Origin of the sequence: Chryseobacterium shigense (genome assembly GCF_900156575.1) — a bacterium.
Taxonomy (GTDB): domain Bacteria; phylum Bacteroidota; class Bacteroidia; order Flavobacteriales; family Weeksellaceae; genus Chryseobacterium; species Chryseobacterium shigense.
On sequence record NZ_FTNY01000001.1, the window covers coordinates 685,231 to 710,006 of the forward strand.

General features: G+C 38.3%; 24 protein-coding genes. 5 read left to right on the forward strand and 19 right to left on the reverse strand.

The window, feature by feature from the left end; all coding sequences use genetic code 11:
- Positions 1-5: 5 nt before the first annotated feature.
- Positions 6-1,433 (reverse strand): adenylosuccinate lyase, encoded by a 1,428-nt coding sequence (gene purB / locus BW964_RS03195; RefSeq protein WP_076504619.1) that lies wholly within the window; start codon positions 1,431-1,433, stop codon positions 6-8.
- A gap of 253 nt (positions 1,434-1,686) precedes the next feature.
- Here purB and BW964_RS03200 point away from each other — a divergent pair, with 253 nt between their 5' ends.
- The 3 genes from BW964_RS03200 (at position 1,687) to BW964_RS22440 (ending at position 4,145) form a co-directional block, all read left to right on the forward strand.
- Positions 1,687-2,568, forward strand: coding sequence for an AraC family transcriptional regulator (locus BW964_RS03200; RefSeq protein ID WP_076504621.1), 882 nt, complete (start codon positions 1,687-1,689; stop codon positions 2,566-2,568).
- A 65-nt stretch (positions 2,569-2,633) separates the two neighbouring features.
- Positions 2,634-3,800, forward strand: a complete 1,167-nt coding sequence (locus tag BW964_RS03205) for an iron-containing alcohol dehydrogenase (protein ID WP_076504622.1) — start codon at positions 2,634-2,636, stop codon at positions 3,798-3,800.
- 195 nt (positions 3,801-3,995) lie between these two features.
- A complete protein-coding gene (locus BW964_RS22440) occupies positions 3,996-4,145 on the forward strand; it encodes a hypothetical protein (RefSeq protein ID WP_165789208.1) in 150 nt (49 codons plus the stop codon).
- Positions 4,146-4,286: 141 nt separating this feature from the next.
- On the opposite strand, the gene BW964_RS22310 is transcribed toward BW964_RS22440, so the two are convergent.
- The 8 genes from BW964_RS22310 to BW964_RS03240 form a co-directional block, all read right to left on the reverse strand.
- Positions 4,287-4,427 carry a bacteriocin-like protein gene (locus BW964_RS22310; protein ID WP_123912015.1) on the reverse strand — a complete coding sequence of 47 codons (141 nt, stop codon included), beginning with the start codon at positions 4,425-4,427 and terminating at the stop codon, positions 4,287-4,289.
- 206 nt (positions 4,428-4,633) lie between these two features.
- Complete coding sequence (locus BW964_RS03210) at positions 4,634-5,047, reverse strand: hypothetical protein (RefSeq protein WP_076504624.1); 414 nt, start codon at positions 5,045-5,047, stop codon at positions 4,634-4,636.
- A 197-nt stretch (positions 5,048-5,244) separates the two neighbouring features.
- Positions 5,245-5,631: a hypothetical protein gene (locus BW964_RS03215; RefSeq protein ID WP_076504626.1), complete on the reverse strand. Its 387-nt coding sequence runs from the start codon at positions 5,629-5,631 to the stop codon at positions 5,245-5,247.
- Between the two features lie 87 nt (positions 5,632-5,718).
- Entirely contained in the window at positions 5,719-8,046 is a 2,328-nt protein-coding gene (gene bglX / locus BW964_RS03220; protein ID WP_076504627.1) for a beta-glucosidase BglX, read from the reverse strand.
- A gap of 335 nt (positions 8,047-8,381) precedes the next feature.
- A complete protein-coding gene (locus tag BW964_RS03225; protein WP_076504629.1) occupies positions 8,382-9,089 on the reverse strand; it encodes a carboxylesterase family protein in 708 nt (235 codons plus the stop codon).
- 92 nt (positions 9,090-9,181) lie between these two features.
- Positions 9,182-10,573, reverse strand: a complete 1,392-nt coding sequence (locus tag BW964_RS03230; RefSeq protein WP_076504630.1) for a glucoamylase family protein — start codon at positions 10,571-10,573, stop codon at positions 9,182-9,184.
- A 74-nt stretch (positions 10,574-10,647) separates the two neighbouring features.
- Positions 10,648-12,066 (reverse strand): RagB/SusD family nutrient uptake outer membrane protein, encoded by a 1,419-nt coding sequence (locus BW964_RS03235; protein WP_076504632.1) that lies wholly within the window; start codon positions 12,064-12,066, stop codon positions 10,648-10,650.
- 12 nt (positions 12,067-12,078) lie between these two features.
- Entirely contained in the window at positions 12,079-14,898 is a 2,820-nt protein-coding gene (locus tag BW964_RS03240) for a SusC/RagA family TonB-linked outer membrane protein (RefSeq protein WP_084175553.1), read from the reverse strand.
- Between the two features lie 349 nt (positions 14,899-15,247).
- On the opposite strand from BW964_RS03240, the gene BW964_RS03245 reads away from it, so the two are divergent.
- Complete coding sequence (locus BW964_RS03245; protein WP_076504635.1) at positions 15,248-15,919, forward strand: DUF4197 family protein; 672 nt, start codon at positions 15,248-15,250, stop codon at positions 15,917-15,919.
- Between the two features lie 41 nt (positions 15,920-15,960).
- The gene (locus BW964_RS03250) at positions 15,961-16,266 is read left to right on the forward strand and encodes a DUF493 family protein (protein ID WP_073335288.1); all 306 of its coding nucleotides are present in this window, start codon (positions 15,961-15,963) and stop codon (positions 16,264-16,266) included.
- Between the two features lie 41 nt (positions 16,267-16,307).
- On the opposite strand, the gene BW964_RS03255 is transcribed toward BW964_RS03250, so the two are convergent.
- The 10 genes from BW964_RS03255 to BW964_RS03300 all read right to left on the reverse strand — a co-directional run bounded on the left by BW964_RS03255 (position 16,308) and on the right by BW964_RS03300 (position 24,767).
- Complete coding sequence (locus BW964_RS03255; RefSeq protein WP_076504637.1) at positions 16,308-16,658, reverse strand: ArsC/Spx/MgsR family protein; 351 nt, start codon at positions 16,656-16,658, stop codon at positions 16,308-16,310.
- 86 nt (positions 16,659-16,744) lie between these two features.
- Entirely contained in the window at positions 16,745-17,359 is a 615-nt protein-coding gene (locus tag BW964_RS03260; protein ID WP_073335289.1) for a deoxynucleoside kinase, read from the reverse strand.
- Between the two features lie 29 nt (positions 17,360-17,388).
- On the reverse strand, positions 17,389-18,354 hold the full coding sequence (locus BW964_RS03265) for a hypothetical protein (protein ID WP_076504638.1): 966 nt from the start codon (positions 18,352-18,354) through the stop codon (positions 17,389-17,391).
- Positions 18,355-18,433: 79 nt separating this feature from the next.
- Positions 18,434-19,474, reverse strand: a complete 1,041-nt coding sequence (locus tag BW964_RS03270) for a glutaminyl-peptide cyclotransferase (protein WP_076504640.1) — start codon at positions 19,472-19,474, stop codon at positions 18,434-18,436.
- 87 nt (positions 19,475-19,561) lie between these two features.
- Positions 19,562-20,584 (reverse strand): glutaminyl-peptide cyclotransferase, encoded by a 1,023-nt coding sequence (locus BW964_RS03275; protein WP_076504642.1) that lies wholly within the window; start codon positions 20,582-20,584, stop codon positions 19,562-19,564.
- Between the two features lie 35 nt (positions 20,585-20,619).
- On the reverse strand, positions 20,620-20,997 hold the full coding sequence (locus tag BW964_RS03280; RefSeq protein WP_076504644.1) for a VOC family protein: 378 nt from the start codon (positions 20,995-20,997) through the stop codon (positions 20,620-20,622).
- Positions 20,994-21,503, reverse strand: coding sequence for a GNAT family N-acetyltransferase (locus BW964_RS03285; RefSeq protein WP_076504646.1), 510 nt, complete (start codon positions 21,501-21,503; stop codon positions 20,994-20,996). Before BW964_RS03285 ends, BW964_RS03280 begins: the two co-directional genes overlap by 4 nt.
- Before the next feature lie 5 nt (positions 21,504-21,508).
- Positions 21,509-21,934, reverse strand: coding sequence for an SRPBCC family protein (locus BW964_RS03290; RefSeq protein ID WP_076504647.1), 426 nt, complete (start codon positions 21,932-21,934; stop codon positions 21,509-21,511).
- A 21-nt stretch (positions 21,935-21,955) separates the two neighbouring features.
- Positions 21,956-23,569 (reverse strand): Na+/H+ antiporter, encoded by a 1,614-nt coding sequence (locus BW964_RS03295; RefSeq protein ID WP_076504649.1) that lies wholly within the window; start codon positions 23,567-23,569, stop codon positions 21,956-21,958.
- Positions 23,570-23,762: 193 nt separating this feature from the next.
- Entirely contained in the window at positions 23,763-24,767 is a 1,005-nt protein-coding gene (locus BW964_RS03300) for a bestrophin family protein (protein WP_076504650.1), read from the reverse strand.
- Positions 24,768-24,776 lie beyond the last annotated feature (9 nt).

A 24,776-nucleotide genomic window follows, 5' to 3' on the forward strand; every position in this document is an offset into this window, starting at 1 on the left:
CTGTTTTATACTTTAAGGTCAGCCTCTAATCCTATCAGGTCTTTATTCTGATCCAGAATCGGCTGGACTTCATTCGCGATGAACTCCTCTGTCTGGATAGGGGCAAAACCGATAAAGTTTTTAGGATCTAAAACTTCTTTTAATTTTGATTTATCTAATTTTAAAGAATCATCATTTAAGATTCTTTCAATAAGGTCATTTTCTTTTCCTTCTTCTTTCACTTTCTTGGAAGCTTCCATAGAATGCACTCTGATCACTTCGTGAATTTCCTGACGGTCACCACCAGCTTTCACTTCTTCCATGATGATATATTCCGTTGCCATGAAAGGAAGCTCTTCTTCGATATGTTTGTTGATTCTGTTTGGATACACAACGATTCCGTTCATGATGTTGTTCCAGATTAACAGGATTGCATCAACAGCTAGGAATGCCTGAGGAATCGTCAGTCTTTTGTTGGCAGAATCGTCCAGTGTTCTTTCAAACCACTGAGTAGAAGCTACCATAGCAGAACTTGTTGTCAGGGACATTACATATTTTGCCAAAGCCCCGATTCTTTCACTTCTCATTGGATTACGTTTGTACGCCATAGCAGATGAACCGATCTGGTTTTTCTCGAATGGCTCCTCAATTTCTTTAAGATTTTGAAGAAGACGTAAATCGTTGGTGAATTTATGAGCAGACTGAGCAATATTTCCTAATAGAGCGACTACTTTAGCATCGATTTTTCTGTCATAAGTCTGACCTGAAACGCCAAATACTTTCTCAAAACCGAATCTTTTTGAAAGTTCTTTATCTAAGTGTTTTACTTTTGAATAGTCCCCGTTGAAAAGCTCTAAGAAACTTGCCGCTGTTCCTGTCGTTCCTTTTACTCCTCTGAAACGAAGGGTTTCTAAGAAGAAATCCAGCTCTTCGATATCAAGAACCAAACTCTGTAACCAAAGGGTCGCTCTTTTTCCCACTGTCGTCAGCTGAGCTGGCTGGAAATGAGTAAATCCTAAGGTTGGAAGGTCTTTATACTGAATGGAGAAATCAGCTAAGCTTTTTATCACATTCACCAGCTTTTTCTTTAAGATTAAAAGCCCGTCACGGATCTGAATAAGGTCGGTATTGTCTCCTACAAAAGCTGAAGTAGCTCCCAAGTGGATAATTCCTTTTGCTGAAGGCGCCACATCACCATAGGTGTGAACGTGAGCCATTACATCATGACGGAATTTTTTTTCATACTCAGCCGCTTTATCGTAATCGATGATTTCGGCATTGGCTTTCAGCTCAGCAATTTGCTCTTCTGTAATATCAAGACCCAGGTCTTTTTCAATTTCAGCTAAAGCTATCCAAAGCTTTCTCCAGGTACGGAATTTGTTATTATGTGAGAAATTAAACAACATTTCTTCACTGGAATAGCGCTCTTCCAATGGATTTTTGTAGGAATTCATTCTTTCTTTTACTTTTAGATGCACAAAAATAAGGATTTTCGGTGAGAGATGAAAATTGTAAAGGGTGTTTTAAGCTTACGTCAGAGCAATTTTATTTTCTTCATCGGCAAACCTGTAAAAGCCTGTTTCCAATGATTGTATTTCTGCCCTCAATTGCGTTGATAAACACAGATATTCTGTAGTTTCATTGAGATTTCCTGAAAAGGACTAATTTTGCAGATTCATTTTTAAACTCTACTAATTCATCAATTCAATGGGCTTACAGAAACTGGAAATAAAGAAAAACATCCAAAAAGAAGAGGATAAGAATTTGTCTTTCCGCATTTTTGATCTGGACAGAGAAAGGCTTGAGGAATACCGGCAGCCCCACAAAAAAGATCACTTCTGTATTATTGTCATGGAAACCGGCCATCTTCAGGTTCATATTGAAGAGAAGATGCATCACCTTAAGCCGGGAAAGATCTCTGTGATTTTCCCTGAACAGGTTCAGTTTATCTCGAATCCGGGTGAGGATTTAAAAGGGAAAATTATTCTGTTTGAAGAAATACTGTTCTGCTCTGATATTCTGAAAAATGAACTGAGCACTTATAATGTGAATCTTTCGACACAACTTAACTGTACGATCCTTCCTCCAAAAGATTTTGAACGAAGTAAGAATCTGCTGGAAATCATCCAGGATATTTACATGAACCCGAGTCTTATCAAAAAAGAGCAGGCCCGTTTTTATATTAAAATTTTCCTGCTGGGTCTCATAGAGTCTATTCACGGACTGCATCCGGTATTGTACAAGGAAACTACGGATAAGCCTTTGTATGTGCGCTTTAAAAAATACCTTAATCAACATTACAAGGAGCAGCGAACGGTTCAGTATTATGCTGAAAAATTAGCCATTACGCCTAAAAAACTTAATTCCATCACCAAGAAACATTGCGGAGAAACAGCGATTCATGCCATTCATAACCGTATTCTGATGGAGATCAAAAGACAGCTTTTATTTTCAGACCTTACGCATAAAGAGATTGCATTTGACCTTGGTTTTAATTCTCCTTCTGCTCTTAATAAGTTCGTAAAATCGAAATTAAAAGAGACTCCAACGGAACTTCAGCAGGAGTTGGCGCAAATGTATAACGGATAGTCTCATTTGTATAGCATCACGCGGCCCGGCTTATCTAATTTTGCATCATTATAAGAAAAAGAAAAATGAGTAAATTATTTATTGCAGGAGAAGTTTTCCATGGTCCTGGAAGTCTTGAAGAATTAAAAAATATTAAAGGTAAAAAAGCGGTTATCGTAACCGGAGGGGGTTCTATGAGAAAAAGCGGAACGCTTGACAGAGCGATTGCTTTTTTAACTGAGGCAGGAATAGAAACTAAGGTTTTTGATGGTGTGGAAGAGGATCCTTCCTCTGCAACCAGCCTTAAAGGTGCTGAAGTAATGAGCGCTTTTGAACCGGACTGGATTATCGGTCTGGGAGGATGTTCTGCGATTGATGCCGCAAAAATCATGTGGGTATTCTATGAATTTCCTGACACGGACTTTGATTCATTAATCAAGCCTTTCTCTGTCCCTGTCTTAAGAAACAAAGCTAAATTTATCGCAATCCCATCTACCAGCGGAACAGGGACTGAAACTACAGGATTAGCCGTGATTACAGATCGTGAAAAGGGCGTAAAATATCCTATCGTTTCTTATGAACTGACTCCGGATATTGCGATTGTAGACGGTGAAATATGTGCTTCAATGCCTGCTCACATTACGTCTAACACAGGTTTAGATGCGTTGACCCATTGTGTAGAAGCTTATGTTTCGAATATTGAGAATAACTATGCAGATGCACTGGCTAAAGGGGGGCTTGAAATTGTATTTGATAACCTGAAAGAAGCTGTGAATAATCCGACGAATATTAAGGCACGTCAGAATATGCATGATGCTTCTTTTATGGCAGGTTTAGCGTTTAATAATGCGTGGTTGGGAATTGTTCATTCTCTATCTCATCAGGTAGGTGCCTTGTATGGTATTCCTCATGGAGCTTCGAATGCTATTTTCTTGCCTAATGTGATCCGTTTCAATGCTCAGGCGACCGAACGTTTCCCTGATATGGCGAAGGTCATTGGTAAAGAAACGGCAGAAGATCTGGCTCAGGCTGTTGAAACCTTGCGTTCTGAAGTGAATAACCATTCATCGCTAAAAGCGTTTGGAATTTCAAGAGAAGATTGGGATAAAAACCTGGATTACATCGCCAACAATGCACTAATTGATCCTTGTACAGGTTTCAATCCGCGTGTACCGACCCTGGAGGATCTGAAAACCATCTACAATGCTTGTTATGAAGGTCTTGTATATGCTGAAGAAACCGTTCTTGGCTAATATGGTGTTTTTTTAACAGAACCCTATTCGTCATTGGATAGAAATAAAAAGACCATTCTTGTGAATGGTCTTTTGTATATTGTTATTAATTTTTCAACGGAAGGTGATTTTATTTGAATTTATTTTTTTAATTTAGTACAACTCAGCGCTTGAAAAGCTTATGAATTAAAATAACAAATCAAAACCAAACTTACTATGAAAAATTTAAAAAAATTAACTCCATCCGATTTAAAAATAATTTCAGGAGGCTGGGTTCCGCCACCGGGAGGGAGATGTCCGGATGGAACTTGCCAGTACACAGAAAACGGACCGTGCAGAATTTACAATGCCGATAAATGTTATTAAAACTGATTTGATCTTTATTCAGATTTAAATTAACTAAAATCATACAGATAAAGCCGCTCTTGTGAACGGCTTTCTTTTTTTCAGTGAATACCTTAAAGCATCAGAAAATGATCCTTACGGTATTTGGCGATCATCCATTGGCTATAACTCAAGTCCGCAGCTTGAGCCTACAGGAATACATTTTTTCACAAATGAACACCAGAAGTATCCTGCTAAACACATGGGAATACCTCCCTGAACTGTTTTCAATTCCTGTTTTGAAAGTTTTTTTAGATTTTTCATATAGTCTTTTTTGATCTTTCCTACTCTATAAGCTTTTCGGATTCTGCTATGATTCGGTAATACTAATATACATTTTTTAATTGAAACCTAATTTCATTCATTAATAAATATAAATTAAAGAATAATCAACACAAAACCATTACATCATCATTAAAGCCGAAAAAGCCGCTCTTACGAAACGGCTTTTTATTCTTAAGAATTGGGATTTACTGATAAATCACAACATCATCTTTTTTAATCTGATACCCTGTTTTTTTGTAAGGAACTAAAACATACGTTTCTTTAATATGGCTTCCACTTTTCCAAATTTTACTTTTTCCTTCTCTGGCAAGGATAATGCTTTTTGCATTGTCATAGGGAATAAAAATTTCAGCCTTTTTCATATCTTTACTAAAGATCACAGCGGTCATTGAAGTGGAACTTTTATCTGAACCTACTTCCTTTAGTTTGATTTTTTGTGCAAAAACTTTTACACAATCATTTTTGATTTGTGAATAGGTATAACCTGCCGAGCCTATACAGCCGTGAACATCTCTATCACCTCCCAGAACAGGCGTTTTTTGTTGGGTAAAGGCTAAACAACTGCAGAGCATTGTGCCTAATAAAATAGTTTTTCTCATAGTAAAATATTAATGGTTTGAGTTGTATAAAAATAGAACAGCAACAAGGTATTAGTCGACCTAAGATACAAAAAAACAGGCTTATCTCCATATTATTTAACCTTTCTGATTTTGATATGCCTTTTTCAAGGAGTGCTGTTAAAAACAAAGAGACCACCTCAACAGGCAGTCTCTATGGTATGTATAAAATTTGTGGTTTACTGATAAATCACAACATTGTCTTTTTTAAGCTGATATCCGTCTTTCTTAAAAGGAACCAGAATATATCCGTCTTTCTTCCATGCTTTACCTTTCCCTAACCTTGTCAGAATAAGGCTTTCCCCGTCGGTATCCGGAACGAAAACTTCAGCTTTTTTCATGTCTTTGCTGAAAATAACGGCAGCCATTGAAGTGGAACTTCCTTTGGGAGCAACTTCTGTTAATTTAATCTTCTGTTCAAAAACCCTTACACAATCTTTTTTGATCTGGGAATAGGTATACCCTGCTGAACCGATACATCCGTGGGCATCTTTGTCACCCCCTACCGTCTGTGCAAAAGCAAAAGACCCCAGAAACATTGCGCTCAGTATAATCGTTTTTTTCATAATTATTATCTTAAAGTTACAAATGTGCTATTAAAAATCATGCCAAAAAAGGAAAAAAGCCACTCAAAAGAATGGCTTTGGTTATTATTATTTAGTCCAGTTGATTTTTGAATGTTGTACATCATCAGAATTGGTTCCGATCATGATATCAAATTCTCCCGGTTCCCAGTCAAACTTCAATTCTCCGTTGTAGAATTTCAAACTTTCCGGAGTAATATCGAAGGTTACTTTCTTAGATTCTCCTTTTTTAAGGAATACTTTCTGGAAGCCTTTCAGCTCTTTTACAGGTCTGGTGATACTTCCTACCATATCTCTGATGTAAAGCTGTACCACTTCTGCACCGTCATAGTTTCCGCTATTCGTTACCGTCACGGTAGCCTGAACGGTTTGATTTCCTTTAGGATTCGGATTGGAAACAGACATCCCGGAATAGGCAAATTTAGAATAACTCAGACCATATCCAAATGGATATAACGGGGTGTTACATTCATCCATATAATTGGAACGGAATCTTTCGTAAACGCATTTATCTACTTTATCCTGGCTTAATGGGCGCCCTGTATTTTTTGCATTATAATAGATCGGCACCTGTCCTAAACTTCTTGGGAATGTCATCGGAAGCTTTCCGGAAGGGTTTACTTTTCCAAATAAAACATCTGAAATTGCATTTCCAGCTTCTGAACCTGCAAACCATGCATTGACAATAGCATCAGGTGTATCTTTCACGTTGGTTAAAGCTAGTGGACGACCTGTAAAAAGAACCATAGCAATAGGCTTTCCTGTCTTTTTCAACTCGTTTAATAAGTCTACCTGAGACTGAGGAATGGTGATCTCTGTTCTTGAGGAAGATTCTCCGCTCATTTCTGCAGATTCTCCGATAGCAAGAACGATAACATCTGCTTTGTTAGCAATATCAACAGCTTCTTTCAACAGTTGTTCCTTGGAACGGCTGTCTCTGTCTGTTTTTTTACCGTGAGCGGCATAAATATCTTCTAATTTTGCATCGTAATCAATGTTTGCGCCTTTTGCTGAAAGGAATTTCACTTCTTTTCCGTAATTGGCCTGAAGACCTTGCATCAGAGATACCGAAGTGGCATGTTTGGTAGCAACACTCCAAGTTCCCGCCATGTTCAGTGAATTATTTACCAATGGTCCGATCACCGCTACTGTGCCTGACTTTTTCAACGGAAGTACCTGATTTTCATTTTTCAGTAAAACCATCGACTGGGCTGCTGCACTTCTTGCGATGTTACGGTTTTCCATATTATAAACCTCTTTTGCCGCTAGTTTTGCATCTCCGTAACGGTAAGGATCATCAAATAATCCAAGGTCATATTTTGCTTCAAGAATTCTTATTGCTGCCCTATCGATTTCTGCCTGGGTTACTTTTCCTTCGTCCAGAGATTTTTTAAGGGTAGTAAGAAATCCTTCTCCTACCATATCCATATCTACTCCGGCTTTCAGTGCTAGAGCAGATACCTGCTGAAGATCTCCCATTCCGTGTTCGATCATTTCATTGATTCCTGTATAATCGGTAACAACGAAACCTTTGAAGTTCCACATTTTTCTGAGAACATCTGTCTGAAGCCATTTGCTTCCGGTTGCCGGAACTCCGTCCACTTCATTGAAAGAAGCCATCACCGATGCTACTCCTGCATCTACTGCCGCTTTATAAGGTGGAAAATATTCGTTGAACATTCTCACATGACTCATATCTACCGTATTATAATCACGTCCTGCTTCTCCTGCTCCGTATAAGGCAAAATGCTTTACACAGGCTAAAATGGTATTGCCCACGGAAAGGTCTTTCCCCTGGTATCCGTACACCATATTTTTAGAAATTTCACTTCCTAAGTACGGGTCTTCTCCGGAACCCTCAGAGACTCTCCCCCATCTTGGCTCGCGGGAAATATCCACCATTGGCGAGAACGTCCAGTTGATCCCGTCTGAAGAAGCTTCTTTCGCAGCTACTCTTGCAGACTGCTGTACCAGATTCATATCCCATGAAGCCGCCAATCCTAAAGGAATGGGGAAAGTGGTTTCATAACCGTGGATGACATCCATCCCGAAAATCAAAGGAATTTTCAGACGGCTTTTTTCCATAGCGACTTTCTGAACAGCTTTGATTTTATCTGCTCCTTTTATATTGAATAAACCTCCTACTAATCCCTGCTCTACTTTTTTTCCTATATCTGAACTTTGAGCCTGTCCTGTTGTAAAATCTCCGGAGGTGGGCAGGTTGAGCTGGCCAATCTTTTCATCTAAAGTCATTTTAGACAAAAGATTTTCTACAAAAGCTTTTCTTTTTGCCTGATATTGTGCTGTCTGGAAAGACTGCACCGGCTTGGTTACCATTTCCTGTGCGGAAAAGACCGGCGAAAGCGCTAAAGCTGCGAGTACAATTAACTTTTTCATAAATCTATCTTCTTAAATTATAGTTCTAATTTTATTTTTGTTTTAACGGGAGGCGTTAATTCTTTTCAAACATTCTATTTTTGGATACAAAGTCTATAATAAAATGATGGCTAAGTTTTTTATTATTGATTTAACGCAACGGCCCTAAGTTTTCTGTGAATCAATTTTTTTTTAGAACGCAAGGGCGTTAATACTCAGCAAAGGCTGATTTGTTTTTTAACTTTAAACTTTATTATAGAATCCTGAACATTATTTTTTTAGCCTGAATATCTTTTTAATTCTAAAGATCATCATCTTTATTCTTTATTCTTTATTCTTTATTCTTTTATTAAAATCTATTGTCCTTTTTTCTGTGACAGCATCCATTCATATAGTTTAGGATCAGAATAGGTGGAATCCCAGGAATTATGGTTATCATCAGGAAAAATAGTTAATGTAGCCGTTGGGTTTACTTTTTTTAAAGCCTGATACATTTCTATCGAATTCATTGGAGAAACGACATCATCATTTCCTCCGTGAAAAATTTTTACAGGCAATTGTTTAAACCGCTCAATATTGGCTCCCATTACTTTGTCTGCCGGGGCACATACGGGAACTACTGCTGCAAACATTTCCGGATGTTCCATTGCCAGCTTCCAGGTTCCCCAACCTCCCATCGAAAGTCCGGTAAGGTAAATTCTTGATGCATCAATTTTATATTTTTTCTGAATTTCTTTGATCAGATTATAAAGCGTCACGGTATCCCACCATGTATCCGCAGGGCATTGCGGTGCTAAAATCGCTACCGGCTCCTTGATCAGATTTTTATACGTGAACGGGCTATGGGCTTTTACGATTTCAAGATTGTTCCCTCTCTCTCCTGAACCGTGGAGGAATACGATCAAAGGTACATTTCCTTTTACTTTTTGAGGATAATCGAGGATGTAGGATATTTTTTCCTGTCTCTTGACTTCTTTGTTGAGTTCTCCTTTAATTTCCTGAGCATTCATCGGCAGTGAAAGCGGCAAGAGTAAAAGAGGAAGGTGTTTTAGTCTTAATTTCATATGGCTATTTAGGGTTGTGATGTATTGTTATTTTTTAAACAAGAAACTTTATCTTTTAATCTTTTTGGATGAAGATCATATTAAAAACCGGATTATCTGATTCCATATTTTTCAGACTGAAAGCTTAGTTTCTTCAGTCCCTGCTGAATCTCAGGAGCATTCATGAACAGTTTCCAAAGAAATCCTGTTCTGTAGTTTTCGATCATAGGGGCAATGGTTCCCTGATCTATTGCTAAATATCTTGGGGTAAACCAATTGTTATAATTTATTGAAGTGGCATCGTAAGGTCCTGCTGATCCAATAAATTCAGGGTTTTGAGTGTAGAGGAACCTTAAAAAGTCCATAGACTCTTTCGGCGTATAAGGAAAACTACTTAATGCGGCAGTTGGGGTGATCACGCCATTATCGTTGGTTGGCATATGGGCGGTGTAGCCTGTACTTCCATCTTCATTTCTTGTGTAACCTGCGGTGAGACCCCAGTAGTTCGGGCCGTAGCCTTTCCATTGTTTGGGATTTTCCACGCAGTATTTATAGTCGATGAGGACTTGATTTTTGTTTAGGTCAAAATAATTTTTAACCAGTTTATCGGAAAGTCCCGTAGGATCCAGGCCGATATAGGAGTATTGTGACCAGAAAAGTGGTCCGCCGTATTCTTCGGCATAGTTGTGTTTTACATACAGAGGAAGTCCGTATTTTGTTTTGTCGGTAAGGTAAGTTCCGTTTCTTGTCCAGCCTTTGTAGTAAGTTTCAGCATCGATAGGATGCGTGGGTGATGAAGCTGCCAGAATATAGGTGATCAGACATTCGTTATATCCTTCCAGAGGAAAGTTCATTTCCCACTGATAGTCGGGTGACCAGTGCCAGTACAGTACTTTTCCCCCACCTTTTGTATACCAGTTCCATTGAATTCCTTTCCAAAGCTCATCACATTTTGCTGCCAGGGCTTTTTCTTCTGTATTACCATTCTTAAAGTATTCACGTACCATCAGAATTCCAGAGGTAAGAAATGCTGTTTCTACCAGGTCGCCTCCATTATCTTTTTTTCCGAAAGGAACCGTTTTTCCTGTTTCTCCATTGATCCAGTGGGACCAGGCTCCTTTGTGACGGTCTGCTTTGGCAAGAAAATCCATCATATGAGTCAGTCTTTTTACGGCTTCTTGTCTTGGAATAAATCCTCTTTCCACTCCCACCAAAAGGGTTGCCAATCCGAATCCTGATCCACCTGTGGTAATAACGTGTTTGTCATTGTCAGGATAGATATTGTCTTCATGATAGCGCTCTCTTCCCAACATGGATTTGGGTTCTGCATAGTCCCAGAAGTATTTCAGTGCATCTTTCTGAACTTTATCCATCAGCTGTTCATCAGTAATGTCGCTTTTTACGGTTTTATTCTGTGTGGTTTGTGGCTTGGAAGTCTGGGTATTTTTGCAGGAATATGCAAAGAATAAAGAAGTTACGGCAATTGATAATACGGTCCTTTTCATGAAATCTTTTTTTACCTGTTTATACTAAAAGAAGAGGAGAACTTTCATTCTCCTCTAAAGCTTATGGTTATATTTTAATATCCCGGGTTCTGGGTAAACAATCCTGTACTTTCATTGATAGCATCCAATGGAATCGGGAAAAGTTCATTCTTTCCAGCCTTAAATCCGTAAGGAGCCAATACCGTAGCCGCCTGTCCTGTTCTTACAAGATCTACAAAACGGTCACCTTCCAGAGCCAGCTCTACTCTACGCTCATGCCAGATCGCATTTCTAAGAGCCAGCTGAGTAGATGCTGTAGTAACTCCTAACTGAGCTCTGTTTCTCACCTTATTAAGATTGGTAATAGCTGTACCTGTGTTTCCAAGTTCGTTAGCAGCCTCTGCATTGATCAGCAATACTTCTGCAAATCTCAGGATTCTGATATTTTGTCTTGAACCGTAGGCACAAGCGCTGTTGTTCTGAGCTTTAGGAACATATATTTTCTGGTTGTAGGTCGTCACAGAAGCCGCATCTCCCATTGCGATAAGATCACCTTCAGGAGTGGTTTCCCCATTTCTAAGAATAGTCAGTTCTTTTCTGATATCTCCCGGCTCAAATGCGTTCTCCAACGCCTGAGAAGGAGTGAAGAATCCCCATCCGAACTGATCTCTTACGCCCTGAACTTCAGCATACTGACTTCCTCCATATTGAGATGAACATTCGCAGTTTACTTCAAATACGGATTCAGAACCGAATTCTCCTGCAATTCTGAATAAATGATTGAAGTCAGGATCAAGACCGTAGCCCATTCCAATAACCTGATTAGAGGTATCGTAAGCTTTCTGCCAATCTTTCTTATACAGGTATACTTTGGAAAGCATTCCTAAAGCAGCGCCTTTGGTTACTCTTCCAAGATCTGAGGCTGCATAAGACTGAGGCAGAACTGCCGCAGCACTGGTAAGGTCAGAAATAATAAAATTATATACTTCTTCAGCAGAGTTTCTAGGAATTTTATAGGTAGATGGAATACCGTCAAAAATAGGAACTCCACCGTAAATTCTTAATAGATTAAAGTAAAAATAAGCTCTTAACATTTTAGCTTCTGCCACCAATCGGTCTCTTAGGGTAGCGTCCATGCTGATATTCGGAACATTGCTAATAACCTGATTACATCTGTTGACAGCCTGCCATTGTCCGATCCAATATCCTCTTACTCCATCATCACTTACGGTATAAGTAAACTGGTCATAAGCATTGATGAAAGATCCATCTCCTGGATTGGAACCTTTCACTACGTCATCTGCCGGTACTCCAAATACAAATTGATAAGGAAAGGCTGAATTTTCCCAGCTTCTTAAGAATAAATAAATGGCATTGGTAGCCTGCATCGCATCGTCCTGTGTCTTGAAAAATGCTCCCGCTTCTGTTGCCCCTTCCTGTTTTATATCCAGATAATCATCTTTACAACTGATCACCAGTGAAAATAAAGCGACGGATAAAAATATTTTTTTCATGATTTTCTCTAATTAAAAGGTTAAATTCATACCAATGGTATAGATGGCTGAAATTGGATAGATACTGTTGTCAACACCCATTTGTACTCTGTCTGTATTTAAAATCTCTGGAGAGAATCCGTTATACTTAAAGCTTGTCCAAGGATTTTGAGCACTTACATATAGTCTAAGCTTGGTGACCATTAAAGATTTAGCAAAATCTTTAGGCAGGTTGTATCCTAGTGTAATATTTCTAAGTCTTATATAACTTCCACTTTCTACGAAAAAGCTGTTCGGCTTAATGATTTCCTGGTTATTGGTTGTCATTGAATAGGTATTTGAAGTTCCCTCTCCATGCCATCTGTTGTTATAGAAATCTAAATCCCAGTTTTCGTTTCCATAACGTTGTTCACGGTTGTAGTTGTAAATCTTGTTCCCAAAAACACCCTGGAAATCCAAAGCAAGATCGAAATCATAGATATTTAAATTAACACCAAAACCGTACGTTCCTTTTGGAATCGGGCTTCCCAGGAAAGTTTTGTCTCTGGAATCGATCACTCCGTTTCCGTCTATATCCTGAAATTTGAAACCTCCTACTTTAGGGGTGTTCTGCTGTGCCCAACCATCGATATCCTGCTGATTCTGGAATACCCCTACTACCTGATATCCATAATAAGAACCTACCGGCTGCCCATTCTCTAATCTGACAATAGAGTTTCCGAATAGGCTGGCTCCTGTATTTAAATAAGACCCTTCATACACAGAAGTAATCTTGTTTTTAATGGTGGTTAAGTTTCCGTAAACCCCCAACTTAATTTTATCATTGATTCTGGTATCATAGTTTACTGATACTTCAAAACCTCTGTTGTTGAAAGAGTATGCATTCGTAACGAAGTTATTCCAGTTACTCGCTCCTGAAACGGTTCCCTGAACCACTCCGTATACCACATCTTTGGTGTCTTTATCGAAATAGGTCGCGTCAATTTTAAGTTTATTATTGAATAATCCCATTTCTAAACCGATGTCTCTACCTGTGGTAGTTTCCCATCCGATGTTCGGATCAATAACAGTATCGATCGTCTGTGCCGGAGCTCCTGTATTTCCATAATAAGCACCGTCTTTAAATTTTGTTGTTAAAAGAGTATATTTTCTAGCTACGTCCGGATTCCCAAGTTTCCCCCAGCTTGCTCTTAATTTTAATAAACTGAAGACATTCTGGTTACTCATGAACTCTTCTTTAGAGACTACCCATCCTGCGCTTACTGCCGGAAATATTCTGTGTCTATCACCTGAAGAATATTTGGAAGTCCCATCTCTACGGATAGATCCGTTAACAAGATATTTCCCTTTATAATCATAGTTAATTCTCCCAAACATAGATTCAATCCTGTCCTGATAAGGGGCTACATCATAACCATCTACTGCATCTGATACTTTAAAGATGTCTGTTCCACTAAAGATATTCAGAGACTCATTTGATCCGTTAAAGTTGACATTGAGAGCTTCTAAATAGGTTTGAGAATAAGAGTTTCTTGTTCTGGAATATCCTGCAAGTATTTCAAGATTATGATTACCCAATGATTTTTTCCAGCTTAATGTATTATCCCAGATATAATTTCTGTTTTTTGAATCCCTTGTGATGAGCTTAGTAGGTTTCTGATCCGACGTGGGAGCAGAAGTAATTGTAGGGGTAAATTCGTACTGACTTGTATTATAGTTATCTGTTGTATAGCTAACTCTTAAAGTAAAATCACTTAAAAATTTATACTCCGCCCAGATATTGTTCAGCATTCTTTCCTGTCTGATCTGCGAACGGTACAGGTCCAGTACAGCTCTTGGGTTAGGAATAGAATAGCCATTAAAATACTGATAGTCTCCTGAAACAGGATTCATTACTGGAAAAGTAGGAGGAGCATTATACGCATTCAGCAAAGGATTTTTTGCAAGATCGGTACGCATTTTTGAAAATGAGAAGTTATCTCCGATCGTTAAATTATCCGTGATTTTATAGCTAAGATTAACTTTCGTGTTGAATCTGTTAAATCCTGTTCCTGAATTATAGCCTCTTCCTGCTGCAAAGTTTCCTTCATCCTGCAGATATCCTACACTACCATAGTAATTCAGTTTTCCTAAGCTTCCGGATGCTGAAAAATCATTTGAATTGATAATACTTGTGGTAAAGATCTCTTTGAACCAATCAGTATCAGAAGGAAACTGGGCTCTGGAAATAGATCCGTTACTGTTTCCGTTATCATTAATCAGCTTTTCATTATAAAGTTCAATATACTGATCGGCATTAAGCATTTTAGGAACGTTGGTAATTTTCTTCACCCCTAAATAAGAACTGAAGTTATAAACAGGCTTTCCTTTCCCGGTTTTTGTTTTTATAATTACTGCCCCATTGGCTGCTCTGGCACCAAAGATCGCCAAACTCGAAGGGTCTTTCAGCACACTCATAGATTCTATATCCTGAGGATTAAGGAAAGATATGTCATCGGTAATCATTCCGTCTACGATGAATACAGTCTTACCTGTCAGTGAACCTACTCCTCTGATATCCACTCTTGGAGAAGTTCCCGGAGTTCCGGAGTTCAAAACCTGTACACCGGATAATTTACCCTGTATTGAGCTTATTGGATTGGCGTTGGGTTTATCCGCAAGGTCTTTTGCAGAAACCATCCCGATGCTTCCGGTAACATTTTCTTTTTTCTGAGATCCATATCCGATCAGGACTACTTCCTCGATCTTCTGCTCTTTCGCAGCAGTATCTTTAGGAGTAGTCTGTCCATTGACATTCATACCGAAGTACAAAACAGCAATGAGACATGAATACTTTAAATCACGTTGTTTCATATAGTTCAATTTTATTCGTACAATCTAATTTTAACTGATGTCCTTATTGGTGGAGTTATTTAAATTCTCAAAAAAAGACATTAGTCAAAAATAGAAAAAAAAATGAACAATGTTAACATATCTTAAAAATTTAAAAAAAATATATAAATATTAAACAAAAAACTAAATAAATCAGACTTAAGTAATCAAATCATATTATAACTATTAATTCACAATAAAATCCCCAATTAAAAAAGCTGTGTTTTTAACAAAATATTCACCAAATCGGTACCAAGAATTTAATATTTTGTTAATACAGGAATAGTGTTTACCTTTGGCGCAATATTTGAAAAAATAAGAAAAAAGATCAATGAAAAAATATATCATCTCAGCAGCACTGTTAATCGGAACCGGAGTGGCGGTTTTAACCAGTGTCCAATCTTGCCAGACAATGGCTACTACTGACCTCGGATTATCCATCATAAAAAGGGTTTTGCTGAACGGTATTGATAAAGGAATGGGAATTTACAGTAATAAAGAAGCCTTTCTGCAGAATAATATGGTAGACAAGGCCCTTCCCAAAGAGCTCAGAGATATCAATTCTACATTGGAAAAGATTGCTCCATCACTGGTAGCCAAAGAAAGAGATTTCATTGCTCAGGCAGCAGCTTATACTGTCAATCTTTCAAAACCTATTCTACAGGATGCGGTGAACAGCTTAAATGCTCAGGATGTTACGAGAATTATTCAAGGAACTACAGCAACGCAGATCTTAAAGGAAAAAACATCCCAACAACTTGTAGCAGCTATTGCTCCAAAAGTGGATGAGAAATTAAATGAATATGGAATTGCAAAAACCATTAATATGGCTCTTTCGGGAAACAATATTCTTGGAGGTCTTTTAGGAGGGAGCAACAACAATGTAAATACGGGCGGATTGAGTAAACTGGCTTCTGAACAGCTAGTCAACGGATTATTCAATATTATTGAAGATTATGAGCACCAGAACTCCAAAGCACTGCTTGGACCTCTTGGAAAATAGATTTTTTTTCGCTATATTTATATATAATTTAACAACGGCAGATGGACATATTACAAGGAAACCAACACGCAAATCCAGAGGAATTTTATAATTCTCTTAAGGAAAAACTGGAAGGTCACCATGACTTTCCTGAAGATTATTTATTCAAGTTTATTATCCCTACAGACGAGGCAAAACTTACTGAAATTTATAAAGTTTTTGATGGCATTAAGTTTACCCTGGGAAACCGCGAAAGTAAAAACGGAAAATACACTGCATGCAATATCAACGCATTTGTTCTGGATGCTGATCAGGTAGTGACTATTTATAAAGAGGTAGCAAAAATAGAAGGCGTTATTCTATTATAGAGAACAAAAAAGTCAGCTTACGCTGACTTTTTTTATGGCATTTATTTTTCAATAAAAAATTTCACATTTTCAATAGGTCTTCCCAGCATGGCAACAGATCCTTTTATCAGGATAGGCCTTTGGATCAGGGATGGATTTTCAGAAAGGATTTTAATCCATTCTTCTTCAGAATAATTTTTATCCGCATAGTGCTCCATGTACAGCTTATCTGTCTTCCGGATCATATGAAACACGCTCTGATTCAGCTTTTTCAGCACTGTTTTAATCTCTAGGATGCTCAACGGATCTTCTACGATGTTGATGATCTCAAATGGCACACCATTTTCATCCAGATACTCCAGAACAGCATTTGATTTGGAGCAGTTTCCGTTATGTAAAACCTTAACCATCATAATATAATTATTTAAAGATGAAACCCTTCCTTTCAAATTTAGGAAGAAATGAATTGAAAGCTGTCTTAAATTCTGATAAAAATTTGTTAAAAAAGACCGTTTAATTCGGCTTCAATCTTTTCCAGAATAAATCCGAAATCTTCAGGTTTTTCCACAAAATCAAGATCATCTACTTCAATGATAAGAAGTTTTCCTTCTGTATAATCGGAGATCCATTTTTCATATTTCTGGTTTAGTTTTGAAAGGTATTCAATACTGATGGATGCTTCATATTCTCTGCCTCTCTTGTAGATCTTTTTCACAAGATTCGGAACGTCAGATTTTAAATAAATCAGCAGATCCGGTGCAGAAACAAATGATTTCATCAAACCAAAAACAGAGATATAATTATTGAAATCCCTGTCTGAAAGAAGTTTCATGTCATTCAGGTTTTCGGCAAAAATGTGGGCATCTTCATAGATCGTACGGTCCTGGATAATATTTTTCCCACTTTCTCTGATCTCTTTTACCTGACGGAATCTGCTTCCTAAAAAATAGATCTGAAGGGCAAAACTCCATTTGCTCATATCCGCATAAAAATCCTCAAGGTAAGGATTGTGGTCTACATCTTCAAATTGTGCATCCCATCCGTAATGCTTGGCAAGCATCGTGGTTAAAGTTGTTTTTCCTGCTCCAATGTTTCCTGTAACTGCAATATGCATTCTCCTAAGTATTTTTTTTATTAATTGGTCTAAACACCTGCAGCCTGAACTTCGGAAGTATCCTCTATCAGCTTCTGTAATGTATGATCAGGAGCTTTCTCAATGGATTCCTTTTTTTCTTCCTCTGTTTTCTTACCTTCTTCCTCCGCCGTTTTTTCAGATGGCTCTGTTACCGGTGGTGCAGTTTCCTGCTTGTTTTCGGGTTCTGTCTGCAGTTTAGTTTCCTTTATTTTTTCCAGGCTGTAAATATAGAGTTTGTTGGCTTTGATTTCAAAATAAGAAAGAATGTTTTTATCCACAATTTGTGCATCCTTATCTTCAAAAACTTTCACCATTCCTTTTTCAGGATCGTATTTCAGAATCGCATTGTCTGCAACAATCAAAACAGCTTCATTCTCTCTTCTGAAACGTTTACCGTTTTCCAGTGGGGCTTCAAAGAGTTTTTCAAACTTCAGCGAGTATATTCTAAGGTGTTTTCTTGTTAAAATATAGACCTTGGTTTCATAGACCAAAAGATCCATCAGATCATCAAAGCTTACATCAAAAGGATAAGCGTTGATCGTCGTGTCATTTCTGAAATTGTACTGGATGAGGCGTTTTGTACTGTCATCAAGAAGCCAGAGCTGCTGAAGATCTTCTGCATAGGCCATTTTGATAAACCCGAATTTTTGTTTGAAATCAACCTTCTGAATTTCGTTCATATTCTGGTCCACAAATTTCATTTCCTGAGCATTTTCTGAAAACAACGCCAGACTGAGAGGATTCTGAACAGACTGTACTTTATAGGGAACGGTGAGCATCATTTTTCCAAGCTGCTTTCCTAAAGAATCGTATTTAGTGAAACTGAAGTCTTTATTTTTATAGATATACAGATTTCCGTAATCGTCGGCCAGCATATCTTTGGCTTCCTTCAGTTTCAGGGTATCCAAAGGAAGGGATTTCTGCGCAGAAGCTGTACAGAAAAAGAAGATCAATATGATATAAAGTGGTCTCAAAATCTATTTTGGTAAAGATAACTTTCCTATGTGAAACGTCAGCAATTTACATTCTTTTATTTGAATTCCGAATAATGAATTATTGAAAAGCAACTTCATAAATTTTCGACCAGTTTTTGCCTGTTATCAGCATATTATCACCTTTAAAGGCAATTCCGTTTAAAACATGTTCGCTGTTCCCCTGATCATTTTCCCGTGTTAATTTGGTGAAGTCAAACTTCCCTACCGCTTCTCCAGTTTCCGGATTGATCTTTAGAATAACCGGTTGATGCCAAACATTGGAATAAATGAAACCTTTGTGGTATTCCAGCTCATTAATATTATTATAAGTTTCTGCATATCCCGCAACAGCAAGTGTTCTTACGACCTTTGAAGGATCGTTTACATCCAGAAAGTAAAGATTTTTTGAACCGTCGGTTGCGACAAGATTTTTCCCGTCATACGTCAGCCCCCATCCTTCTCCGATGACATTGGGTAACGGAAATTGGGAAAGCTTTTTTAATGAATTTTTATCGTAGACAAACCCAATTTTATTTTTATAGGTCAGCTGATAAATTTTATCTCCTACTACAGCACAACCTTCAGAAAAAACATCAGCGGGCTGTTTTTCTATAATATCCGGAGCAGATGAACCTAAAGTATATTTTATCAGTTTAGAAGCACCATCCAGTCCGGCGCTTTCATAAACCGTATTGCCTTCCATAAGAAACCCTTCAACAAAATTGGTCGGGTCATGAGGGTATTCTGCTACAATTTTGCAGGAAATATTCTGTTCAGGATTCTTTGCAAAAACATTGATGGTTGCATCTTGATTTAAGGTTTCTCCGCTTTTGGTTTTAATGATAAAGGTAACGTCGTTATCTCCCAATGTGAAAAATTTAGGATCAATCGTCAAATTTGAAGTTTCCTTTTCACCAAAGCTTATGGTAATGGTTTCTGCATGATCTGTCACTTCTTTCGGAAGTGTAAGCTGATCTCCAAAATGATAGCCTCCTGTTTCCTTTGCATTATTGTAATCAGCCAATGAATCGAGCATTTTCTCTTTGTTATTACAGGATGACAACAGGAAAACAACCGCTAAACCGGCCAGGATATTTCTTCTGAATGAATTTTTAATCATTTGTCAAAAATAGTAAATTTTTACTCTTTATACGAAAATAGCGCTCCCGGGGAACGCTATATTTTTATGGATCAATCTTTATTTTAATTACTTGATCTGAACTTCATAGATCTTCGGCCAGTTTTTACCGGTTACAAGCATATTGTCGCCTTTGAAAGTAATTCCGTTCAATACGTCATCACTTCCTTTGGTATTCTGTTTTGCGATATCTGTAAAGTCAAATGTTCCTACGACTTCTCCCGTTGCAGGATTGATCTTCAATACTACAGGTTTTTGCCATACATTGGCATAGATAAATCCGTTGTGGTATTCAAGCTCGTTCAGCTGGTCATAAATTTGTGAACTTCCTGCTACTGCTACGTATTTGATCAGTTTTGAAGGGTTGTTGGCATCCAGGAAATACAAAAGCTTGCTTCCGTCTGATGCAATCAGGTTTTTCCCATCATACGTCAGTCCCCAACCTTCGCCTAAAACATTTGGATAAGCGAATTCGGAAAGGAGTTTAAGAGTGCTTTTATCATAAATATATCCTTTCTTACTTTGCCATGTCAGCTGGTACACTTTATCTCCCACGATCGTACTTCCTTCAGAGAAATCTTCCTGTGCCTGTTTTGTAGAGGCTAACGGAGTTGTGGTTCCTAAAGTATATTTCAGGATTTGAGAAGAACCGTTTTGCCCGTCACTTTCGTAAATGGTATTCCCTTCGATCTGGAAGCCCTGTACAAAATTCTTCGGATCGTGCGGATATTCTGCGATGATCTGATAGGCAATATTATTCTCAGGATTTTTTGCAAATACATTAATGGTTGCATCCTGATTCAGAGTTTTTCCTCCTTTTGTTTTAATATTAAAAGTAACGGCATTGTCGCCTAAGGTGAAGAATTTAGGATCGACTGTTAAATTTGAAGTTTCTTTGTCTCCAAAACTGATGCTGATACTTTCTGCATTTTCCGTTACCTCTTTTGGAAGCTCAAGTTGATCACCGAAATGATATCCTTTTTCTACCATTGTATTATTATATTCATTCAGCGTGTTCAGGATCTTTTCATCTTTATTACAAGACGCCAGCATCAAAACCACCGCTAAACCTACTATGATATTCTTTTTCATTGAATTTCTAAATATTTCCCCAAAAATAGCAAAATTTATTCCGTATTGCCAATATTATCCACAGCCTGGCCAAATTGTAACAGATAACCGTTGTTATCATAGACCGCAAACTCTCTCATTGCCCATTCAAAAGTGTCAAGTTCGTAACAAACTTTCGCTTTTCTTTTAAGATCTTCCCAAAGTTCATCAACATTATCTACATTGAAATACAATGAGCCTGTGAAGCCTATTCCATTGGGTTTTTCATAGCCGTTTTGCGAAAGCATGATCAGTACCTCGTTCTTCTTAAGTGATGCCCATTGCCATTCTTCATTTCTGTCCATTAAAGTAAACCCTAGAACTTGGGTATAAAACGCTATCGTTTCATCTATACTTTCTGTCCAGAGGATGGGGCAAAGTGCTGTAAATGTCATAATTTTCCGGATTCAAAAGCATTTTTACTGATCTTCATATTGATGGAAATCCAAATCTCGTTATCGATGCTGGCTTCGTTCATAAGGTCAGGATCAATTTCAAAACCTACTTTTTTATAGCATTCAATTGCTCCGGTATTCCAGTCGTACACATTAAGTTCTGCCGTTTTTCTGTCAAAGGTATTGAAACCATATTGCAGCAATTCCATTACCGTTTTCTTTCCGTAGCCTTTTCCTCTGTTGTTCTCATCCCAGATCAGGATTCTCCCGAGCAGAAAAGTATCTTCTTTTAAAAAAATCTGAGCGTGACCAATAGTATTTTGTTCTGTTGTATCAAAAATCCTGAACATGAATCTGTTTTCGTTGTTCAGATCATTATCCAGCTGTTCTCTGGTCAGTGGAAAGAGATAAGCAGGGCCTGCAAACTGAAGAAGTGCTCTTTTGTCTTTTATTTTGGAGATCAGCTCAGGAGCATCTTGGGTTTTAAAAATTTGAAGTTCAATCATTCGTTCTATTCTTCTACATAGTTCTTCATACGCTGTCCTATAATTGAATTCCATCCTTCTGTAAAGCTTGCTCTGGAAAATGTTTCTCCCAGACCATCGAATCCTTCAATATTTTCATGCGTCAGCTTTACTAATGTTCCGCCGTTGTCGGGCTTAAGCTCCCATGTCACTGTTGTTACCGCATCCGAAAGTTCGGGATAAGACCAGCTATGCTTTAGTTTGCTGTTGGGAATTATTTCCAAAATACGGCCACGATGGAGGTATTTGCCACCTTCGCAGGATTCGTAGAAATCAAACTCTTTTCCCTGCTCCGGTTCGAAATCCAGGATCGTAAAGTACCAGGATTTCATTTCATTCCTATCGGTCAGTGCCTTCCATATTTTTTCGACGGAAGCGTTTATTTTGTACTGAACAGTGATTGGTATACTCATAATATCAGTTTAAATTGAGATTTAACTATGCGAAAATCCTGTAATTTTTGCTTCATCAAAATCCAGCTGCATTTCTATAGATCTCATCACATGATCATCGAATATTTTCTCCTTTTTCATCCGGTGCAACTCATTTCTTTGGGCCTGAATGATCTGGCGGAGCACATCCTTGTTTTCGTTGATTGCATTCACATAATCTCCGGTTGAAGCCATACACTGTGCCTTATCTGCCATCAACATCATTTCGGTTTCCAGTTTGTGTTTCTGATGACGTACCAGCGTATTGGTTACTGCCAGATCGGAAAAATCATTTTCCAGTTTGTGCAATGCTGTTTCTTTAAGCTTTCGCATCAGGATCACCTCCTGTTTTTCTTCCGGCAGTTCGCTTCCGGCATCATCTATTTTTAACCATTTTAAGATCGGAGTCAGAAGAAGCCCTTGTCCTACCAATGTAATTAATATGATAATGAAAGTTACAAATAAAATGATATTACGGTGAGGAAAGGCATCTCCATTGGGTAAAAATGCCGGAATGGAAAGTGCGGCAGCCAATGAAACCACTCCTCTCATGGCAGCAAAACTGATAATGAAAGGTTCACGCCAGTCCGGTTTTGGAATTTTCAGCCTCAATTCTTTAGAACACAGCCTTGGAAAATACATGACAGCGTAGCTGTACAATAATCTGGTGAGAATAATAGCGCCGCCAATCACTACACTGTAAAATATTCCTTCTGAAATGGTATAGTCCTTCATGGCGGCTACCACTACAGGAAGCTCAAGACCGATCAGGATAAAGATAATTGTGTTCATGAGGAATATGAGGACACTCCATACATTTCCGGACTGTATCCTGGAGGTATGGCTGAGGTAGCAATGCGAATTGTAAGACATCAGAAGCCCTCCTGCCACTACAGCCAATACTCCCGAAAAATGGAAATGTTCAGCCCCTACATACATAATGTACGGAACGATCAGCGTAATGACGGTGTCAATATTGGAGTTGGAAGGAATAATTCTCAACAAAGCACCAAATAACAATCCCGTAGCAACCCCTATCACAACTCCACCCACAGCCATCAAAAAGAAATCCTGAATAGCATCTCTCCAGATAAACTGACCTGAAATTACAGCTGCTAGGGCAAATTTAAATACAATTAAACTGGAAGCGTCATTGATCAGACTTTCACCTTCAAGGATACTCGTGATCTTTTTAGGAATCTTCATATGTTTTAAGACTGAAGTGGCTGCCACTGCATCCGGTGGAGAATTTACGCCCCCTAACAGAAACCCCATCGCAACGGTAAGTCCTGGTATAATGGAAGAAGAAAGGTATGCCACGACAATTGAAGTCAGAAATACAAGCCCGAAAGCCATCGAAAAGATCTGTTTTCTCCATTTATGAAAATCCTGCCATGAGGTAAACCATGCGGCCTCGAACAGGATGGGAGGAAGGAAAATAAGAAATACGAGATCAGGCTCTATTTCAATATGTGGCATTCCCGGGATCAGGCTGATCAGAAGACCGGCAATCACGAGGAAGATGGGATAAGCTACTTTGAGCTTTTGTCCTATCATCACCAATATCATCACAGACAGCAAGACTGCGATGGATATGATAACATAACTGTGAATCATTTTGAGTTGTTTTTTACGTTATTTTTTGAGTTTAGTTAAACTAAAGGTGTTAACTTTCAGATCAACTGAACCTTTTTTTGGGGTTTATCACAAAGGTACAAGGTTGTCTAAGGTGAATATTTTTAAGGCGCAAGAAAACCGAAGATTTTCATCTAAGCTTTTTACTTTTAGCCTTTAGCTTTATCGTTACCCTTTAGAGTACAATATTGTTCTTTGGAGTAATGGCAGGAGGAAGATCGGATTCATCCAGCATATCTCTCATGTCAATCTCTATGGTACGGCTGATCTGGGTAATCGGCACGTCATTCGGGCTGCCTTCAAAAGGGTTGACAGAAGCTTCTCCTACACTGTCGAGGGTATGAAAACACCAGGTTACCATTAATGAAAATGGAATATTAAACCATAATGTCCATCCTTCGAGAGCGGTTCCTTCTCCCAATTTATCCAACTCTTTCAGTAATCCAAAAGGGACAAAAAGAATGAAAAGCAGCAATAAATAGGTAGTAATTGATGAGAAGTTTCTCGGATAGGGAAAGTTTTTAATTCTTTCTGCTTTTCCCTGATCGTCTGTAAATTTCACGAGCTGCTGATTGATCTGAGTCCATTGAAAATCATTGAGATCTCCTCTGGCATATGCTTCGGCCACTTCTTTGCTTTGACTCGCCATTAACTGTGTTGCCCTGTTTTTTTTGCTTAAAATATGTTGAAGCTCTGTATCGGAAAGGTACTTTTTCAGTTCATCATCAATCTTCGTCAGCCTTTCCGGGATCTCATATTTTTTAGAATATTCGTCATATTGCGCGGTTCCCATATTCTCCCAAGTTCTGGGCTCGCGGAGCTGAAAACGAAGTGCGGTAAGCCATGCGTAATGGCGGTGAAACATTTCTTTTACTTTTTGGGGATCTTTTGCTGAAAGAGCATCTCTCAGAATATATCCAAAACTACGGCTATCATTGATAATGGCGCCGTAAATCTGTCTGGCTTCCCAAAGTCTGCTGTAACTTGCATTGTTTTTAAAACCGACGATAAAGGCAACTGCTGTTCCCAGAATAGCAATCGGCTGCCAAGGAATAGAAACAAATTTCCACCCTAAAAAATACAAAACTGTAGGTATAGCCGACAATACGGTTAATACATAAATACTGCGTCTTGTCCAAATCGCGAACTCCACCGCTCCAAATCTTTTCCCTGAATGCATATTGTGTTT

Coding starts and splice junctions, on each gene's coding strand:
- BW964_RS03285 (WP_076504646.1), bottom strand. CDS start 21,503: ATGATTGAACTTCAAATTTTTAAAACCCAAGATGCTCCTGAGCTGATC.
- BW964_RS03210 (WP_076504624.1), bottom strand. CDS start 5,047: ATGAGAAAAACTATTTTATTAGGCACAATGCTCTGCAGTTGTTTAGCC.
- BW964_RS03295 (WP_076504649.1), bottom strand. CDS start 23,569: ATGATTCACAGTTATGTTATCATATCCATCGCAGTCTTGCTGTCTGTG.
- BW964_RS03270 (WP_076504640.1), bottom strand. CDS start 19,474: ATGATTAAAAATTCATTCAGAAGAAATATCCTGGCCGGTTTAGCGGTT.
- BW964_RS03230 (WP_076504630.1), bottom strand. CDS start 10,573: ATGAAAAGGACCGTATTATCAATTGCCGTAACTTCTTTATTCTTTGCA.
- BW964_RS03290 (WP_076504647.1), bottom strand. CDS start 21,934: ATGAGTATACCAATCACTGTTCAGTACAAAATAAACGCTTCCGTCGAA.
- purB (WP_076504619.1), bottom strand. CDS start 1,433: ATGAATTCCTACAAAAATCCATTGGAAGAGCGCTATTCCAGTGAAGAA.
- BW964_RS03280 (WP_076504644.1), bottom strand. CDS start 20,997: ATGACATTTACAGCACTTTGCCCCATCCTCTGGACAGAAAGTATAGAT.
- BW964_RS03245 (WP_076504635.1), top strand. CDS start 15,248: ATGAAAAAATATATCATCTCAGCAGCACTGTTAATCGGAACCGGAGTG.
- BW964_RS03215 (WP_076504626.1), bottom strand. CDS start 5,631: ATGAAAAAAACGATTATACTGAGCGCAATGTTTCTGGGGTCTTTTGCT.
- BW964_RS03275 (WP_076504642.1), bottom strand. CDS start 20,584: ATGAAAAAGAATATCATAGTAGGTTTAGCGGTGGTTTTGATGCTGGCG.
- bglX (WP_076504627.1), bottom strand. CDS start 8,046: ATGAAAAAGTTAATTGTACTCGCAGCTTTAGCGCTTTCGCCGGTCTTT.
- BW964_RS03300 (WP_076504650.1), bottom strand. CDS start 24,767: ATGCATTCAGGGAAAAGATTTGGAGCGGTGGAGTTCGCGATTTGGACA.
- BW964_RS22310 (WP_123912015.1), bottom strand. CDS start 4,427: ATGAAAAATCTAAAAAAACTTTCAAAACAGGAATTGAAAACAGTTCAG.
- BW964_RS03235 (WP_076504632.1), bottom strand. CDS start 12,066: ATGAAAAAAATATTTTTATCCGTCGCTTTATTTTCACTGGTGATCAGT.
- BW964_RS22440 (WP_165789208.1), top strand. CDS start 3,996: ATGAAAAATTTAAAAAAATTAACTCCATCCGATTTAAAAATAATTTCA.
- BW964_RS03205 (WP_076504622.1), top strand. CDS start 2,634: ATGAGTAAATTATTTATTGCAGGAGAAGTTTTCCATGGTCCTGGAAGT.
- BW964_RS03200 (WP_076504621.1), top strand. CDS start 1,687: ATGGGCTTACAGAAACTGGAAATAAAGAAAAACATCCAAAAAGAAGAG.
- BW964_RS03225 (WP_076504629.1), bottom strand. CDS start 9,089: ATGAAATTAAGACTAAAACACCTTCCTCTTTTACTCTTGCCGCTTTCA.
- BW964_RS03260 (WP_073335289.1), bottom strand. CDS start 17,359: ATGCATATTGCAGTTACAGGAAACATTGGAGCAGGAAAAACAACTTTA.
- BW964_RS03240 (WP_084175553.1), bottom strand. CDS start 14,898: ATGAAACAACGTGATTTAAAGTATTCATGTCTCATTGCTGTTTTGTAC.
- BW964_RS03255 (WP_076504637.1), bottom strand. CDS start 16,658: ATGATGGTTAAGGTTTTACATAACGGAAACTGCTCCAAATCAAATGCT.
- BW964_RS03250 (WP_073335288.1), top strand. CDS start 15,961: ATGGACATATTACAAGGAAACCAACACGCAAATCCAGAGGAATTTTAT.